This window comes from Streptomyces musisoli, assembly GCF_016741855.1.
In the GTDB taxonomy this organism is placed as follows: Bacteria; Actinomycetota; Actinomycetes; order Streptomycetales; family Streptomycetaceae; genus Streptomyces; species Streptomyces musisoli.
Map to the genome: position 1 here is coordinate 1 of NZ_JAERRH010000039.1, position 16,379 is coordinate 16,379.

The window sequence follows — 16,379 nt, forward strand, 5'->3', positions numbered from 1 at the left end:
CCGCAGTTGCCGACGGCGTCCTATGCCGAACCGGCTGCGTGGCTTCACGGCTGGCCCCACGGCGGGCCCGTGGAAGCGCTCACACTCCGAGTAAACGATGCGCCTGACCGTTCGCGTCGGCGTGCACTCAAGCCGTCACCTGCGGGCGGCGGGGGAGACGCCGTAGCGGCCGCAGACCTTTCGGAGCCGCTGGTCGAGCATCCCGCGGGTCGCCGCAGCGTCCTGGGAGTGCAGCGGACGACCTGCGGCGACACGGCAGCGACGGTGGTGATGCCCGCCGCGCCGGGCGTCAGGGGGACCGCACCTTGGCGCTGGCCGTGCGTCACCTCACGCCTATGAGGTCTGCGTGCCGGCGCGCGGGTTATGGGCGGAGGACGATCCGGGAGCGCCCTCGGCACCTAGGCACAACGGCACTCTGCAGCCCTGTCCGCAGCCATGGGATTCCACGATGGTCGGGCCCGCTATGTTGACCCGGACATGTGACGGGCGGAGCTGAGATGCAGAGTGCTGAAGTGCGGGCCCTGGAGGCCGAGGCCGACGACGCGGACAGAGCGGCAATTGATGACGCCGCTCCCGTCTGGCGCCGGTCCTGGGTCTTGTTGCTGGGGGCGGCCATCGTTCCCGGCACGGTGCTCTACGTGGGTGGCCGGTGGATGGAGATGCCGGCGATGCAGGCGTGGCGGACCGTCTGTCTCGCCGTGACCGTGCAGGCGCTGCCCTTCCTGCTTTTGGGCACGGCTCTGTCCGGTGCCATCAACGCGTTCGTACCTGCCCGGGTGTTCAGCCGTGTGTTGCCGAGCCGGCCGGTGCTCGCTGTTCCGGTGGCCGGGGTGGCGGGAGCTGTGCTTCCGGGCTGCGAGTGTGCGTCGGTGCCGGTGGCGAGCAGTCTGATCGGGCGGGGTGTGACGCCTGCGGCCGCGTTCGCGTTTCTGCTGTCGGCTCCCGCGATCAACCCGGTGGTGCTGACGGCCACCGCGGTCGCTTTCCCGGGACAGCCTGCCATGGTCGCCGCCCGGCTGCTGGCCTCGCTGGGCACGGCGACGGTGATGGGCTGGCTGTGGCTGTGGCTGGGGCGGGCCGAGTGGCTACGCCCGGCCGCGCGGCACAGTGGGCATCAGACGGGCGGCAGCCGTTGGCGGGAGTTTCAAACCGGTTTCCAGCACGACTTCCTGCATGCGGGCGGCTTCCTGGTGGTGGGCGCGATGGCGGCAGCCACGTTCAACGTGGCGGTACCCCGTTCCGTGCTGGACACCTTCTCCGGTTCACCCTGGCTGTCGGTGCTGTTCCTGGCAGCCCTGGCGATCGTGCTGGCGGTGTGTTCGGAAGCAGATGCGTTCGTCGCGGCTTCACTGAGCGGCTTCTCGCCCATCGCCAGACTTGCGTTCATGGTGGTCGGTCCGATGGTCGATCTGAAGCTGATGGCCCTGCAGGCAGGCACCTTCGGCCGGGCCTTCGCCGTCCGGTTCTCCGCCGCCACGGTGGCCGTGGCGGTCCTTTCCAGCGCCCTTATCGGAGGAACACTGCTGTGAGACGCATGCTTCCGGCGACCCTGCTCCTCCTCACCGGTATCGGCCTGCTGCGCGCCGCCCTCTTCACCGACCTGTACCTGCGGTACGTCAAAGAAGGGATGCGCCCCCTGCTCATCGCCTCCGGCGTCCTGCTGATCCTCCTCGCTGTCGCGGACGCGGTGGCGTACGGGCGAGGGCGCGGGCACGAGGACCACACGGACCACGGTGACGGCCACGGGCACCCCCACAGCGGCGCACCCCGTAGCGCCTGGCTGCTGTTCCTCCCCGCGCTGAGCCTGCTGCTCTACGCGCCGCCCGCGCTCGGCGCGTACACCGCCTCCCGCGAGACCCCCAAAGCGATCACACACCAGGACAGCTTCGACCCGCTGCCCGCGACCTCACCCCTGCCCATCACGCTCTCGGACTTCACCGCCCGCGTGCAGCAGGACCACACGCGAGCCATCAAGAACCGAACGGTGCGGATGACGGGGCTTGTCACCGGCGGCAAGCAGGACGGCAGCTGGTACCTGACGCGGATCATCGTCTCCTGCTGTGCTGCCGACGCCCAGTCCGTGAAGGTACGGATCTACAGCGCCGCCCCGCCCACCAATACCTGGGTGGCCGTCACCGGCACCTGGCATCCGGGCGGAACACTCGGTACCAGCTCTGCACCCGCCGCCCTCGACGCCCGTTCCGTAAAAAAGGTCGCCAAACCGGTGAATTTCTACACCGACTCCCTGCCTCTCGTCCTCACGCGATGAGCCAGGCTGTGTGCGGGCGCGCTCGAAGGGATGCTCTCAACGCTTTCGCCGCCGCCGGCCCCGGCCCGCAACCGTGACCGTGCCCGCTGTCGCCTTTGCCGCCCGCCGTCCCGGCCGGTCGGCCGAGACCACGAGTGCGGCCAGGACGGTGGTGACCGGCACCGAGGCGACGAGGCCGACCGAGCCGACCAGGGTGCGCACGATCTCCTCCGCCACCGGCTCGCTGTTGGCCACGGTCGTCACGCTGCTCTGGTCGATCGAGAAGAGCAGCAGCAGCGGCAGCGTGGCGCCGGCGTAGGCGAGGACGAGGGTGTTGACGACGGACGCGATGTGGTCGCGGCCGATGCGGATGCCGGCCCGGTACAGCCCGCGCCAGCCCATCGACGCATTGGCCTCGTGAAGCTCCCAGACAGCAGAGGTCATCTCAGCGCCCGGTCCCGCGAGGCGCGGGACCGGGCGCATGTCCACGGCGGCCTACCGGGAGCAGTAGGGCAGGAGTGCCATCTCCCGTGCGTTCTTTATGGCCTGCGCCAGCTGCCGCTGCTGCCGACGTGTCACATGGGTCATCCGCCCGCTGCGGATCTTGCCACGGTCGGAGATGAACTTCCGCAGCAGGTCGGTGTCCTTGTAATCGACGCAGGTGACGCCGGCGGCGTCCAGTGGGTTGACGCGCGGCTTGGTGGTCCGTGGTGCGGTGTTCCTGTTCCGGGACACGGAGGGACAGGTCCTCTCTGTCTGTTGGGTCGCTGTCTATGGGGTCACTGGGTCGAGCAGGTTGTCGAAGGCGTGCGAAAGCTGTGTCCAGCGATCCCGGCCGGCCGCGTACTCCTCGTCGGTGAGCAGGCAGGAGTCGAGCAAGGCCGACAAACCGTCGCGGTCCAGGCCGGGCGAGGTGAAGGTCAGGTACTGGCAGCGGTCCCCGTGTTCGGGATGCCAGGCCACGGAGGCGGCGAGACGGCGCTCGGCGGGCACCATCTCCCAGGCGGCGTCGGGAAGGGCAGCCAGCCAGGGACCGGCCGGCTGCACACACAACGCGCCGCCCGCCGCGTCCCACGACAGCAGGGTGTCGGGCCTGTCCGCCAGCCAGAATCGACCTCGGCTGCGGGCGGCGGCGCAGGTCAGGTCCTCCAACGCCGTGAAGAGACGTCCTGGATGGAAGGGCCGTTCGCCGCGCCAGACGAAGGTGCTCACGCCGTGTTCGTCGCACTCCTGCGGAAGCAGCGCGCACGCCGGATGGACGCGCGCGGCAGCCGCTGTGACGTCGAAGCCTGCAAACAGGGCGGCCCCCAGCTCACCGCTCGCTCCGGGCACCTTCCGCGCGCCAGGGGTGAGCTGGTCGAGCAGCGCGTGATCGGCGTCGTCGGCGCACACCACGTCCTCACCGCAGGATCCTTCCTCGGCCAATGCGATCAAGGTCGGGTACTCCAACTGCCGTGCGAAGGTGTCGCCGACGGTGCGCTGGTCGTTCGGTGCGGCGGCCAGCCCCACCTCGGTCAGGTCGTCGCCGTTGGAGAGGTACGGCAGGACGAGGGCCGGGTCGACCGCGGTGACGACTCCGGTCAGCACCAGAGGTGCGCCGGCTCCGGCGATGACCGCGGCCATGGCCTGGGGCTCGACGGAGTCCCATAGTTCCACGACGGCTAGCCGACACCCGCCTTCGCTGGCGAGCCTCAGCAGTTCGGGCACCAGGTCCTCACGCAGGGCGCAGCACGCGCAGTCGTTCACCAAGGGGGCGTCACCACTGCTCAGCAGACCGTCGCAAGCGCGTACCGTCCGGTGCACCGTGCCATCGACGGCGGACGTCAGGTCATGGTGCAGCGCGACCGAGCCGGGGACCGTATGGAGGATCTCCTCGACCGCGGCCCGCCGGGCGTCCACATGCAGCCCGGCGACGATGGCGACCGCCAGCCAGGAGCGCTGCCCGCTCATTCCTTGCTCCGTCCGCCGCCGTAGCGCCGCTCGAAGCGCTCCACACGCCCCGCGGTGTCCAGGACTCGCTGGGGGCCCGTGTAGAAGGGGTGGCTTGCGTAGGAGATCTCGACGTCGATGACCGGGTAGACGTTGCCGTCCTCCCACTCGATGTTCTTGTCACTGGTGGCTGTCGAGCGGGTGAGGAAGGCGAAGTCGGCGGCCCGGTCACGGAAGACGACCGGGCGGTACTCGGGATGGATTCCGGACGTCACGTCTTTCAGCGCTCCTCTCGGAAGTCGACGTGACGGCCGACGACCGGGTCGTACTTGCGCAGCGTCAGCCGGTCCGGGTCGTTTCGGCGGTTCTTGCGGGTCACGTAGGTGTAGCCCGTGCCTGCGGCGGAGCGCACCTTGATGACGGGACGGAGTTCGTTGCGTGCCATGACCGACACACTACACGCTATTGATTTTCATTTTCATCTTCCTGTTAAGGTGATTCCCCGTTGCCCCCACGAAGGAGGAGTCCCTGTGTCAGCCCACTGTCAACTCAGCGGCCGGCAGCCCGGATTTGGTCACCGCATCTCCCACTCCCACCGGCGCACCAAGCGCCGCTTCGACCCGAACGTCCAACGCAAGCGCTACTGGCTGCCGAGCGAAGGCCGCCACGTCCGCCTCACCCTGTCGGCCAAGGGCGTCAAGACAGTCGACGTGATCGGCGTCGAGGCCGCCGTCGCTCGCGTCCGCGCCCGAGGAGGGAAGGTCTGATGGCCAAGAAGAGCAAGATCGCGAAAAGTGAGCGGCGGCGTCTCGTCGTGGTCCGCTACGCGGTGCGCCGCGCCGCGCTGAAGGCGGTCATCGCCTCTCCCGACACGTCAGACGACGAACGCGCTGCAGCCCAGCGGGAACTGCGGCGCCAGCCCCGTGACGCCAGCGCCACTCGGCTGCGCAACCGCGACGCCGTGGACGGCCGTCCACGCGGCCACCTGCGCGCCTTCGGCCTGTCCCGCATCCGAGTACGCGAGATGGCCCACGCGGGCGAGTTGCCCGGCGTGACGAAGAGCAGTTGGTGACCCGCTGAACCTCCCGAGCCTGCGGATGAACGCCGAGTGTCCCGCACGCGGACGGCTTCCGCGTGCGGGACCGGGTGCTCACCTCAGGCGGATCAGCGGGTCGTCAGGGCGGTGTCGTCCACGACGAAGCTCGTCTGGAGGGAGGAATCCTCCACGCCGTTGAACTTGAGGGTGACCGTCTTGCCCGCAAGCGAGGACAGGTCGAAGGTCTTCTGAGCGTACCCGGGGCAGCGTTGGCCACCTCGACCTCGAACGCGGAGTCGGCCAGTTGCCCCGGCGGCGCGACCCGGGCCAGCACGTCGAACGGTAGCAGGCGCAGCGCGACGCGGTCCGAGTCGTGGACGACGACCACGTCGTCCGCACGCAGGCCCAGCTCCGTGGAGGTCGCCCGGGCCGCCTCGATGGCACGACGCAGTTCTGCATGCTTCATGTCGTTCTCCTGATAGTCGGCTACGCACACACGTCCGGCCGCGGTGAGGGCAGCCCGCACGTTGTCGGGGACATCATCCGGAATCCGAACCCGGAAAAGATCGCCTTCCGGCCGGCCGAGGGCTCCGGCGGCAACGGCCACGGGTCGGGGGCCGGCCCAGGCCGGCGGTCTCCGGCCCTCTTGAGGAGAAGGCCAAACCCGGCAGTGTGCAGGGCGGCTCCGCTCGCGGGCTGGCGGCTGCCCGGGAGGGGCCCCCAGTAGGCCGGAGCGACCCCCACTCGGTCATGGTGTTGCGGCTCTTTTGGAACCGGTGTCATGACAGACACTGTCTCTTGGTACGCAGCCCTGTTCTAACTGAACACCACACGCGCCTTCGCAGCTCGCCCCGCCACCGGGCTCGGCAAGAAGACCGTCGAACAGGCCATGCTGAAATTCGGCCGTGGCCTCGAGCCACTGCCCTACACCGACCTCGCAACGAACACCGACCGCCACACACTGCGCCAGCGACTGGGCCGTTTCATAGGCATCTAGGAGAACCACAGGGCCCCACCCCGCGGCCGTGACCCCTCATCAACTACGGGGCCTGCGTGGGACCGAGAGGGCTCACGCAGGCCGCTGTTGGCGCGGGTCAGATGGCGCTGTTACCCCAGGCGCGCACGCCGTTGTAGTAGGTGCGGGCCCAGTCGTAGCACTTGGCCCTTCGGGAGAAGCGCATGCCCCGGGGGCCGATGTCGTAGCCCGTGACGGCGGCGCAGATGCGTTCTTTGAGGATGGTGTAGAACACGGCGTCGACGGCCGTGCGCTGAGACGGGCGATAGCGCAGGCCGTTGCTCTCGCCGTTCTTCCGGTTGCGGATGAGGCCGTATCCGTAGTCGTGGGCGTCACAGGCGACCTTGAAGCTGACACCGCTCATGGGGCTGTTGGGCACGATGGTGCAGCCGTCGTTGGTAATGCCCATGACCGAGCCACCGGTGAGGGTTCCCTTCCAGAAGGGAGTACGGAAGACCTTCACCGCGGAGTCCTCCTCCACATCGACCCGGACTCTGCACTTCCCGCGCAGCAGGTAGTCGGAGGCGTAAGGCGCGGGACATGACTCGGCGCCGGCCGTGGCGCCGAAAGTCGTGGGAGCGGCGACGGCGGACGTCATCTTGCCCGGACCCGAATAGGTAAGCGTCCAGGTGCCGTCCTCTGTTGTGGTCAGATTCTTGATGTTCCCTTGGGAGTCGTAGGTGTAGGTGAACTGGCGCACAGGATCGCCGTCGGCCTGACGCGTGTCCTCGGCCTTGCGCAGTCGCTTGGCGGCGTCGTACTGGTACGAGATGGCCGTTACCGGTACGGGGTCGCCGACGGCGTCGTAGACGATTGCCTTGAGCTGCCCGGCTATATCACCGAGGACCGAGGCGGTCGCGGTCGTCGTCGTGGCGTACTGGAAGGTTGCCGTGGAGCAGGCGGCAGGCGTGCTTACGCAGTCCTCCGCTGCGGGGGGCGAGAGGATGCGGCTGAACCGCCCGCTGGCGTCGTACTGGACGGCCTGCCTGCCATCACTGCGGCTGCCGATGGCGGTTACCAGGTATTCCTGGCCGATCTTCGACCAGGTGTAGGCGATGTCGGCGTCCTGCAGGGTCTGCGTGAACGTGCCGTCGGCGTTCTTCACCAGCGTGCCGCCACCGTCGGTCGAGGCGAAGGTGCCGTCGGGGTTGGCCTGGAACCGGTAGGACTCGGTGCCGACGTTGAGGGCGATCTCGACGTAGCCGTTGGCGCTGTAGTCCTTGAGCCGGTGGCCTAGCACACCACCCAGGGGCTCCAGCTGCCAGAGGGGGCCGAGCACCTGCTCGTTGGGACGAGCGACGTCGAGGCGCTGCCCGGCGGTGTGGTTGCGGGTCACCAGGAGGCCGTCGTCGGACAGGTCGATGGCGGACGTCATCCAGTTGCCGGTCGGAGGGTCGACGTGCCCGGGTTTGAAGTCCGCCGGCCCCGGGTCGGCGGGGTCCTCCCCCTCCCCGGGGGTGATCACCTCGTCCGAGGTCACCTCAAGAACCGGTGCAGCCAGCCCGTCGGTGTTCTCTGCGGCCGCGAAGACGCGGTAATTGGCCTGTGCGGTCTCGGTCGGGGACTGCAGAACCAGGCCGTGGTTGGCGGTGCCCGCTGCCCACTTGGCGACCATGGCGGTGATGTCCCAGGTCATGGTGCCGCTGCCGCAGGCGCCGAGCTGAGAGCCCTCGGTGGAGACGACGGCGTCTTCGGTGGTGCTGGTGGGCTGCGGGGCCCAGGTCTGGGTGGTGGCGTCCCAGTGGCTGGTGACACGGCGAGCCTGGATGCCCGCCGATACGGCGGGGCCGCAGGCAGGTGCGTCGAGGTTGGTGAGCTTGAGAACGGCCTTGGTGGGGGTTTTCAGGCCGCGGGTGTCGAAGCGCAGGTAGGTGCGGGCCTTTTCGCCGTCCGCTTCGGTTCCGGCCTTCAGATAGCTGCCGGATATGTTGTTGCCGTCGAAGACGCTGTTGACGTCGGTGTCGTTGCTCAGTGGCAGGACAACCGACGGGTCGACGGTCACGGGGTAGGTGGTGGCCGGATCGGCCAGGAAGGCGGCCGACGGCTTGAGCAGAAGGGTTTTGCCGCCGCCAGCGGCGTCGGCGAGGGTGGCTGTGATGTTCCCGGTGCGGGCCTGGCTGGCTTGGCTGCCGCGCTGTCGCTTGTTTTCGCGCTGGGCGCGGGCATGGGGGGAGCGCGCGTCGTACACCACTGGCGCGGAGGAGGTGGCAAGGACCGTGTCGCCGGCCTGGATGCTCAGCCGTCCTCCGTCGGCCTCGCCGAGCGTCAGTCCCTTGGCGGTCACGGGGACCTTCACCTCGACGGGACCGGTCGGTCTGCGGTTGAGCACAACGTCGAAGCGCAGCCCGGCCGGCAGGGCGGTAGCGACCAGATCTCCAGCACCGGCTGCGACGACACCCCGGTAGACGGCCTTGCTGCCCTTGATGACGGGCCGGGGCAACTCACCGTTCCAGCCCAGCTCCAGGAGACGGCCGGAATCGAGCCTCAGGCGAGCGAAAGCTCCCTTGCCACCGGCGGAGAACCTCGTGTCGCCCACAGCAGCCCTGGGCCGCACGGCGCCGCTCTCTTCGACCAACGCCGTGTCCATGTCGGCCCACGCGCCACCGGCCCGTCGCACCCGTATCGGTGCGGAGTGCAACTCGGTGACGGTCCGGCCGTCAGCGAGCCGATACGTCGTCGACGTCTCAGTGCGGTCGACGACGGTACGTGCCAAGACCGGTAGCGAAGACGGCTGCGGAGCAGAGCTCGCGTGGACTGCCGTCGTGGTGACCAGTCCCGCCAGCACGCTTAACGCGCAAGCTACGGATAACCGCCTGGAACGTCTCATCCCAAACACTCGACCACTCCCTATTCCTCTCCAGCGAGGGCGCTCAGCACAAAGCGCCCTGACCGATCTCCAAACCCACCATGGCTGCTGCCTCCACGAACCCCACCGGTGATGCGCCCGGCCGAATAGCGCTGACGAACGACAGGTTCGGCACACTTGCGCGGGCAGACACGACCTGCTCGGCCTGCTCAGCAGCACCCGGTGGAACGCCATAACCGCCGTGAGCAAGGCGACATGATTCCCGACCCCACCGCCCCCGGGCAGCCCCGCTCCGCGGCAACTCCCGCGACCTTCTTGGAGCGGTACCGCAAAACCACTCCTCCTGTCCGTGAACGGCCTCGGCAAGCGCTGTAGTTCTGCCTGCCACCCCGTGCGACAAAGAGGAGGGTCTTCCTGATCGCCTTCCTGCCCGACCGCTCAGCGACAGTACCTGTGGCGCGGAAGACCTGGTGAGACCGGCCTTGCGACGATCACCTACGCCACGGGGACGCTCAGCTGGCAGAAATAGTGCGACCCTTCCTCCTTCCGCGCCCGGACTGGGGACTTGAAGCCTGTAAGGGGCGGGCAGCTGAGTGCCCTCCAAGCCCCACCGCCTCGCGCCTTGCTGACGATGCTGCCGCCGGCCAGCGACAACCACCAGGCCTTTCAGCCGTAGCCAAAAGGGTTGGCATCGTCACGTGCATGCTGCGAATCCATTTCACCGAGGTCGACCTACGTCAGACCACCTTCGCCTCAGTACCCGACGCGCTACTCGAAACGGCCCCAGCGTGCGCTACTTACGTACGGGACCGGCCGCACGCTCCGGTCGCGTCCCGGCCTCACAAAATGGCGGACGACGCTCGTCCTGCCTCAGCCACTGGTGATGTTGTGAGTCGGCTTGCCGATCTGCTTGGTACTTCGCTGCCCGAAAGGCAATCAGTGCGGCTCCCCAAGCTCCGGCTGCACCCAGCGCAGCACCACCGAGCGCTCCGACCGACCCTGCTATGGCTGCGTCCACAAAACTCGCAACCTACCTGGTACGGGAGGAGCCTGGTGTGCGGCAGGAGTGGGAGTTGGAGGACCTGATCGAGGTCTGGGCGCTGCTGCGACCGTCACCATCCGTCAGCCCCCGACGACGTCACGCCTACAACCTCAGTAATGGACCGTCGAAGGACCGTCTGGTATCGATCGCGCCGTGCCCGTCGCCCCCCCCGGGGCTGCGGATGCCGTGTGCAGCACTGGACCGACCGCATGGGCGGCGCACACGTGCATGGTTCGCTGCCCCACCCAGTCGGAGAAGCGCGCCGTCAAGGCAGCTGTGTCACCTCGGCTGGCTGAGGCAGCTGGGCAGAACCTCTCGGCACAGCGGCCGGTTTCGACACCGGCCCTGCTGTCGCGAGGGCCTGCCCGGCCGGGGCACGTCACCGCTTCCGCTTCATGGTGACAGCACAGCGCCCAGGTGGACGCGGTCGGCGCCCGGAAAGGATCGTCCGGGCGCCGGCCGCACCCCACTTTCAGCGGCAGCGGCAATGTTCGGCAGGCCTGGCCAGGTGGCCGGGCCGGACTGCCCGGCCCGGCCAGACGCCCGGGCGGTCAGCGCCTACGAGTTCAGGTTCACCATGAGGTGCCAGTTGGTGGTGGTGGTGCTCGGCTTGCAGTACCAGTCGGAGTAGATGGAGGCCTTCCCGTCCGCGCGGCACGCCGAATAGGTCTTGTAGGTACCGACGTCGGTGTACGAGAGGGGCCCCGCCACGAGCGTCGATGCCGTGCTGGTCTGGGGAGATGCAGGGACTGCCTGCGCGGCGGTGGCGGCGGTGCCGCCGATGAGCAGGGCGGCGGCGACGGTGGCCCCGGTGAAAGCGAGTCGAGTACGCATTCTTCTCCTCTGTGCGAAATGGTCGATGTCGGTGATCTCCCCGACCGCTGCCCGGCCAGGGGTGATCCGCAGCGCCCAGGTGGACGCGCTCGGCGTCCGGGAAGCCCTGTGCGCTTGCCTCATCAGGTTCAGCGGCCGCGGCATTGTTTGGCAGGCCTGGTCAGGCGGCCGAACAATGGCCGGACGCGATCTCCCCGGGGGATGGCGGGGGCGTAGGTTGCTCGTCCGGTCCGGGAGAAGATCAGCACCCGGGTCCGCGTACGGCCCAAGTTCGAGGAAGCGCTGCGGACGGCGCGGAAGGTCAAGGCCCACGCCCCGCACTGCCGGGTCATCTCCACCGTGCATCTCCAGGAACAGGCCGTGGGCGGTGAGGTGGTCCGCCAGGACGGTGAGTTCGGCGGCGTCGCGGCCGAGCCGCTTCATCTCGTGCTCGCCGGGCCCCTGCCCCACATCTACGACCCCACCGAGCCGGGGAAGCTGCTGTTCGCGTTCTTCGCGGCGATGGCGGAGACCGAGCGGGACAACATCCGGGAGTCCACGTTGGACATCCGGCAGTCCACGTGGGAGGGGCTCGACACCGCGGCCCGCAAGGGCAGGCACGGCGGCCGGCACCCGGTCATCACCGACGACATGCTCCACACCGTGCTGCGGCGCCGGGCGCTCGGCGAGTACGTCGAACAGATCCAGCCCGAACTGTTCGTCCCCAGCGGCAAGCGCAAGGGACAGAACCCTTCGGTGGCCAGCATCTACCGGGCGCTCGCCGAACACGCCAAGCGCGAGGCATACCCCGAAGCCGTCGGGCAGGCCCACGCCGACTTCGCCACCCTCCAGGCCGGCGAAGCCACCGGACCCCGTCACTGACCGAGCGACGCTCCGATTACAGAGCGCTACTTGTCACTTCACCTTGCTTCGGGAGAACAGGGCCGAGCCGGCCGGAGCTGGGCCGCTCGCCGTACTCCCGCCGTCACGAATGCGGCAGCGTGAGGAGACCGCACCGCCCGGGGAGTGGTCGAGGGGGAGCAGCTGCTACCGCGATGTGGCCCGGCCGTCGTGAGCGCTCCGCTCAGCGCGGCGCCGCTGCGGTGACCGGTCCGGTGAACCGTTTCATCGGCACCACCCGCACGCCTCACTGCTGCCGTGCACGAGGTTGTTAAACAACGTGGCGCATCTGATGGATGCCTCACCTCAGTTCGACTGGACGACGTGGGGGCTTCAACCTGTTTCGGTCGAAACAGGCCGAGAGCTACACGCCTTACGTCCATGACCCTGCTATTCCAGGCAGCCGACCGCGAGCCTGCGCACACCATGAGGATCGCGGTCTACGAGGATGTGGCGGCCGGCTCACTGCTCCTGGCACACACTCCTGTACGGGATGCGGGGAAGGATGGCTTTCCATTCGGCGCGCGAGAGGGTCCGTCCGGCGCGTCGGCATGTCCGGTCGGCTGCCCAGCGGGGGTCTGTCACGTACGTGTACAGGGGAGTGAGGCTCCCTGCTGTGCTGAGCTTTCCTCCGTTGGGGGTGAACGCCATGGACAAGGGCGCGTCACCGGTACCGGGCAGCGAGAAGCCGTACTGCTGAGGTGAAGCCGTGTCCCACAACTGAATGGTGTCGCGGGACCCGGCTGCCAGCGTGCGGCCGTCGGGGGAGAACGCCAGGGCCGAAACCGCCCTGGTGCTCTCTGCGATACCGCCCCTGGTGGCGGCGAAGAACGTCCGACGCCTTACCCGGTCGTCCCAGACGGTGACCCGACCGGCTGCGTCACCGACCGCGAGGTGTTTCCCGTCGTCGCTGAAGGCCAAGGCCCGGATCGTGTCCTGACTCAGCACACGGCGCGTGATCCGTCCGGAGGGGAGATCGACCACTTGCCCGGAAGAGGTGACGAGCAACCTGCCGTCCGGTCGCAGCGCGAGGAGATCTCCTCCCACGCCGGGGAGGACGCGGACCCTTTTCCCAAGGTGCAGGTCCCAGATCTCAAGGCGCTGTTCGTCGGCGATGAACTGGGCGTCGGTCACCATGTGGTCGTCTTGGGAGCGCGGGAGATAGAGAAGCCGCCCGTCCGGACTCACCTCGATGTCCCGGACGGGCTTCGTCATCGTGCCGAAGGCCGCGATGTCCAGCTCCCTGCTCTCCTGAGCGCCCCCGACGACGAGGGTTGTCCGCTGACGGGAACCGGTCGCGCGGCTGACGCCGTACACGTGTGTCCGTCCGTCCGGGGTGAGTGCGACAAGGCTGTGACAGCGCCCACCGGCGTCCGGCCCCGCCGCGGTGGCGGGACAGTGCATGTCAGCGCGGTGCAGGCGGCCGCTGCGCAGGTCACGGAACCCAAAAAAGACGGTGTCACCGTCGGGGGAGGAGTGAACAGTGGCCAGAACATTGCCGTCTTTGCTGAAAGCCGCCCCCATGTGCGGTCGGCGGGACCGGACGAAGTCCACGACAGGGCCGAGACGGAGAGTTCTGACCGTAGATGCGTGGAGGCCTGCGAGATAGCGGAGCGTGCGGCCGCCGGGGGCCCAGCGCAGTGAGCTGGCCGTCTCATCGACGAGGGAGTGACGGAACACCGGACCGACGGGGCCCGTGACGCGCCAGACGAGGATCTCGTCCGTGTCGATGGCCGCCAGGAACTGCCCGTCCGGGCTCAGGACCGCTTCGACGGTCCCCGGGTGCCCGACGGTATGGAGGAGCTTGCCCGAGGACACCTGCCACACCTGAATCTTCTCCGCGGTCAGGGTCAGCAGCGCCCTGCTGTCCTGGCTGAAGGAGAACTGCAGGCCGCGGCATCCGGATCGGGCTTTCGACAACTGCGTAGCGGTCAGTTCCCGCCGACTGTTCGTGTCATACACCTCCAGCCGGGCGGAACTGCCGCGGCACAAGGCCAGCAAACGGTCATCAGGGCTCGCCTTGCCCCGGACAGGGCCGTCGGCGGCACCGGCACGCCGCTCCAGGAGCAGCCGGCCACTGGCGATTTCCCTCAGCTGCACGCTGTGATCCGCACCGTAGACGATGACGGTCCGCCCGCTGGGGCTCATCTGCCCCACAGCCGCGCGGACCGGCGGCCGGCCTGTAGGCCTGCCCTCGGCCAGGTTCCACAGTCGCACGCCGCTGTCGCTGTTCAGCACGGCAGTGCCCGACTCGGCGCTCACCTCGGGATAGTCGTCAGCGTATGGTCCAAGGCCTGCGTAGGAGGCCAGTTGCCGATGCGTCGACACATCCCATTGCCTCACCTGGTGCCTTCCGGTGCTGACCACGGTCCGCCCGTCCAGGTCGAGGAACTGACCTGCGGCCGGATCACCGTCGGACACGGTGAAAGCGTCCTCCTCCTTCTGCCACGCCGCGGCGAGCAGTGCCGATCGCGTCTCGGGAAGATCCGCCAACCGCCATGCGGCCACGCTCAGCAGCATGGCTCTCTTCGGGTCCTCGAAACGTATGCCGTCGGCCACCGCTGCGATACGGCGTGCCTCGGCCCGCAGTTGCTCCCGCTTCCAGAACTGGCTCTGGCGAAATGCGGTCAGGCCGGCGATGAGGGACAGGGCGAGCAGGATGGACAGAGCGGCGGCGGACCGGCGCAGTTTCCGGGCGGTACAGGCCGCGAGGTGTTGTTCCCGCTCGCGTGCGGTGAGGCAGGCGACGAGGAAATCGTGTTCCAGAACGGTCAGGTCCAGCGCGGACCCGCCCACGAAGTGTTCTTGCGCGGTGAGAAGGAGGGTGCCCCGGTACAGAGCCCCCGGGTCACGACCGAGCTCGTCCCATGTGCGGGCGGCTTCGGTCAGTCTCCGGTGCGCGCGGAGCCGTTCACGGTCGGTCTCGATCCAGCCGCGCAGCCGGGGCCAGGCTGTCAGCAGTGCCTCGTGGGCCAGGTCAACGGCGTCGTCGTCGAGGACGAGCAGGCGCGCTGCGGACAGGGCATGCAGAACCCGGGTGGCCTCCTGACCGCTGGTGGCATGCAGCTCGGCGCGTTCTGCGGGCCGGCGGGTGTCGGGGGTGCCGTCGCCAGGGGTGACCAAGCGCAGCAGGAGACAGCGGGCTGTGTGTGCCTCGCTCTCCGTGAAGCGGTTGTAGACGTCTTCGGCTGTCTTGGCGATCGCACTGTGCAGGGTACCGGCGGCTTCGTAAGCGGTCTCGGTCAGTGCGCGGCCGGTGCAGTGACGCCAGGTCTCCAGCAGCGCGTGCGACAACATCGGCAGCGCGCCCGGCTCGCCCTCGACCTCGTCCAGCAGCCGGGCGGTCAACGAGCGCTCCACGAGACGCCCGGTCGCAGCGGCCGGCCTGACGATCGCCTCCCGCAGTTCTTCACGGCTCATCTGTCCGACCGGAACAGTGGCATTCCGCAGCGCCTGGGTGAGACCGTGATGTTCGAGGCAGTGGCCGTAGAAGTCCGCCCGGACAGCGGCGACCACGCGCAGCCGGCTGCCGGGGGCGCGGGCGGCCAGCAGCCGGTCGAGGAAGTCGGTGCGTTCGGCCGCGTCCCGGCAGAGGGTGAACAGCTCCTCGAACTGGTCCACGATCAGCCAGGTGTCCGCGTCCGTGTCCGGCACCGGGACCAGGCGGGGCGCGTGGGTAGTCACCGGGTGCTCACCCGGAGTCAGGACGCGGATCGCCGCCGGACGCAGGGCCGGGTCGACAGCTTCGCGGAGCCGGGGAATCAGTCCGGCACGCAATAGGGACGACTTGCCGCTGCCGGACGGGCCGAACACGGCGGTGAAACGGCGGCCGCGGACCACGTCCAGCAGCTGGGCGGTCAGTCGTTCACGGCCGAAGAACAGCTCGGCATGCACCGGCTCGTAGCGGGCCAGGCCGCGATAGGGGGGCGGGGCAGAGCCCTCGCGGGGTACGGCCGCCGCCTGTGCGGCCGTCTTCCGCCAGCGTTCCCGCCACTCGTTCTCGTCCCCGCCGCAGGCGCGCACGTAGGCCAGCGTCACCTCGCAGGAGGGCACCTTCTGGCCCGCCGCCGCCTGGGACAGGGTGGTAACCGAATACCCCACGCGCTGAGCCATGACCCGGTAGGTGAGGCCGCCGGCCTCCTGCCTCAACTTGCGCAGCTCCTGCGCGAAACGTTGCACCGGCCCCGCGGCCGGATCCACCGGCAGCTCGCGCCGACCCGCCACCGTCTCATCTCCTTCGGCACCGAGACACGGACCAGCGGCCAACCTACGCAAGGTCACTCCGGCGCCGGCAGACGCCATCGAGTCATTGTTCGGCGACCGAAGAGGGCTGACGAACAACGCGAAGCCCGTTGAAATCGGTGGTGAAAGGCCGAGGAAGTGGCAAGCCTCCCTCTTCTTGCGGCCACGTCGGGACTGGGGTGACGGTGATTCGACGTAGATCGGCCTCGGTGGAGTGGAGACGCAGCTTGTGTCCGCTCATCCGTCCGTCCGGCACTTCTGGCACAGCCTGTGCTGCCGGCAGGCGCCGCCCAGCCATCCCGGCCAGGTCTCACTGGATCCAGCCTGGTACCTACGGCCGCCGCGCAG

General features: G+C 68.7%; 12 protein-coding genes and 2 pseudogenes. 5 read left to right on the plus strand and 9 right to left on the minus strand.

The features are described from left to right. The first annotated feature begins 497 nt into the window (after positions 1-497). Entirely contained in the window at positions 498-1,529 is a 1,032-nt protein-coding gene (locus tag JK361_RS38740; protein ID WP_201827470.1) for a permease, read from the plus strand. Continuing rightward, positions 1,526-2,269 carry a TIGR03943 family putative permease subunit gene (locus tag JK361_RS38745; protein WP_201827471.1) on the plus strand — a complete coding sequence of 248 codons (744 nt, stop codon included), beginning with the start codon at positions 1,526-1,528 and terminating at the stop codon, positions 2,267-2,269. The genes JK361_RS38740 and JK361_RS38745 overlap by 4 nt, the downstream gene beginning before the upstream one ends. Before the next feature lie 36 nt (positions 2,270-2,305). Here JK361_RS38745 and JK361_RS38750 read toward each other — a convergent pair. The 5 genes and pseudogenes from JK361_RS38750 to rpmG form a co-directional block, all read right to left on the minus strand. Then, positions 2,306-2,689: pseudogene (locus tag JK361_RS38750) on the minus strand (YibE/F family protein); the annotation flags it as partial. Positions 2,690-2,743: 54 nt separating this feature from the next. Continuing rightward, positions 2,744-2,983, minus strand: coding sequence for a 30S ribosomal protein S18 (gene rpsR, locus JK361_RS38755; RefSeq protein ID WP_201827473.1), 240 nt, complete (start codon positions 2,981-2,983; stop codon positions 2,744-2,746). Positions 2,984-3,019: 36 nt separating this feature from the next. Next, a complete protein-coding gene (locus JK361_RS38760) occupies positions 3,020-4,198 on the minus strand; it encodes a CobW family GTP-binding protein (protein ID WP_201827476.1) in 1,179 nt (392 codons plus the stop codon). Then, entirely contained in the window at positions 4,195-4,452 is a 258-nt protein-coding gene (locus tag JK361_RS38765) for a type B 50S ribosomal protein L31 (RefSeq protein ID WP_201827478.1), read from the minus strand. Before JK361_RS38765 ends, JK361_RS38760 begins: the two co-directional genes overlap by 4 nt. 5 nt (positions 4,453-4,457) lie before the next feature. Next, the gene (rpmG, locus tag JK361_RS38770; protein WP_201827480.1) at positions 4,458-4,622 is read right to left on the minus strand and encodes a 50S ribosomal protein L33; all 165 of its coding nucleotides are present in this window, start codon (positions 4,620-4,622) and stop codon (positions 4,458-4,460) included. Positions 4,623-4,707: 85 nt separating this feature from the next. Here rpmG and rpmB point away from each other — a divergent pair, with 85 nt between their 5' ends. Both rpmB and rpsN read left to right on the plus strand, forming a co-directional pair. Next, positions 4,708-4,944 carry a 50S ribosomal protein L28 gene (rpmB, locus tag JK361_RS38775; RefSeq protein WP_201827482.1) on the plus strand — a complete coding sequence of 79 codons (237 nt, stop codon included), beginning with the start codon at positions 4,708-4,710 and terminating at the stop codon, positions 4,942-4,944. Beyond that, the gene (gene rpsN / locus JK361_RS38780) at positions 4,944-5,249 is read left to right on the plus strand and encodes a 30S ribosomal protein S14 (protein WP_201827484.1); all 306 of its coding nucleotides are present in this window, start codon (positions 4,944-4,946) and stop codon (positions 5,247-5,249) included. The genes rpmB and rpsN overlap by 1 nt, the downstream gene beginning before the upstream one ends. A 178-nt stretch (positions 5,250-5,427) precedes the next feature. Here rpsN and JK361_RS38785 read toward each other — a convergent pair. The 3 genes and pseudogenes from JK361_RS38785 to JK361_RS38795 all read right to left on the minus strand — a co-directional run. Then, positions 5,428-5,679, minus strand: a pseudogene (locus JK361_RS38785) (aminoglycoside phosphotransferase family protein); the annotation flags it as partial. Between the two features lie 628 nt (positions 5,680-6,307). Continuing rightward, complete coding sequence (locus JK361_RS38790) at positions 6,308-8,941, minus strand: phospholipase A2 (RefSeq protein WP_201827486.1); 2,634 nt, start codon at positions 8,939-8,941, stop codon at positions 6,308-6,310. A gap of 1,693 nt (positions 8,942-10,634) precedes the next feature. Beyond that, entirely contained in the window at positions 10,635-10,910 is a 276-nt protein-coding gene (locus JK361_RS38795; RefSeq protein ID WP_201827488.1) for a hypothetical protein, read from the minus strand. A gap of 339 nt (positions 10,911-11,249) precedes the next feature. Here JK361_RS38795 and JK361_RS38800 point away from each other — a divergent pair, with 339 nt between their 5' ends. Continuing rightward, positions 11,250-11,771, plus strand: coding sequence for a serine integrase family protein (locus tag JK361_RS38800; RefSeq protein ID WP_201827490.1), 522 nt, complete (start codon positions 11,250-11,252; stop codon positions 11,769-11,771). A 480-nt stretch (positions 11,772-12,251) separates the two neighbouring features. Here the strand turns inward: JK361_RS38800 and JK361_RS38805 are convergent, their stop codons facing one another. Further along, the gene (locus tag JK361_RS38805) at positions 12,252-16,130 is read right to left on the minus strand and encodes an nSTAND1 domain-containing NTPase (RefSeq protein ID WP_201827492.1); all 3,879 of its coding nucleotides are present in this window, start codon (positions 16,128-16,130) and stop codon (positions 12,252-12,254) included. Positions 16,131-16,379 lie beyond the last annotated feature (249 nt).

What these genes read in the sequence shown, in the direction of transcription:
- JK361_RS38740 (WP_201827470.1), top strand. Translation starts at nt 498, where the DNA reads ATGCAGAGTGCTGAAGTGCGGGCCCTGGAGGCCGAGGCCGACGACGCG.
- JK361_RS38760 (WP_201827476.1), bottom strand. Translation starts at nt 4,198, where the DNA reads ATGAGCGGGCAGCGCTCCTGGCTGGCGGTCGCCATCGTCGCCGGGCTG.
- rpmG (WP_201827480.1), bottom strand. Translation starts at nt 4,622, where the DNA reads ATGGCACGCAACGAACTCCGTCCCGTCATCAAGGTGCGCTCCGCCGCA.
- rpsN (WP_201827484.1), top strand. Translation starts at nt 4,944, where the DNA reads ATGGCCAAGAAGAGCAAGATCGCGAAAAGTGAGCGGCGGCGTCTCGTC.
- JK361_RS38795 (WP_201827488.1), bottom strand. Translation starts at nt 10,910, where the DNA reads ATGCGTACTCGACTCGCTTTCACCGGGGCCACCGTCGCCGCCGCCCTG.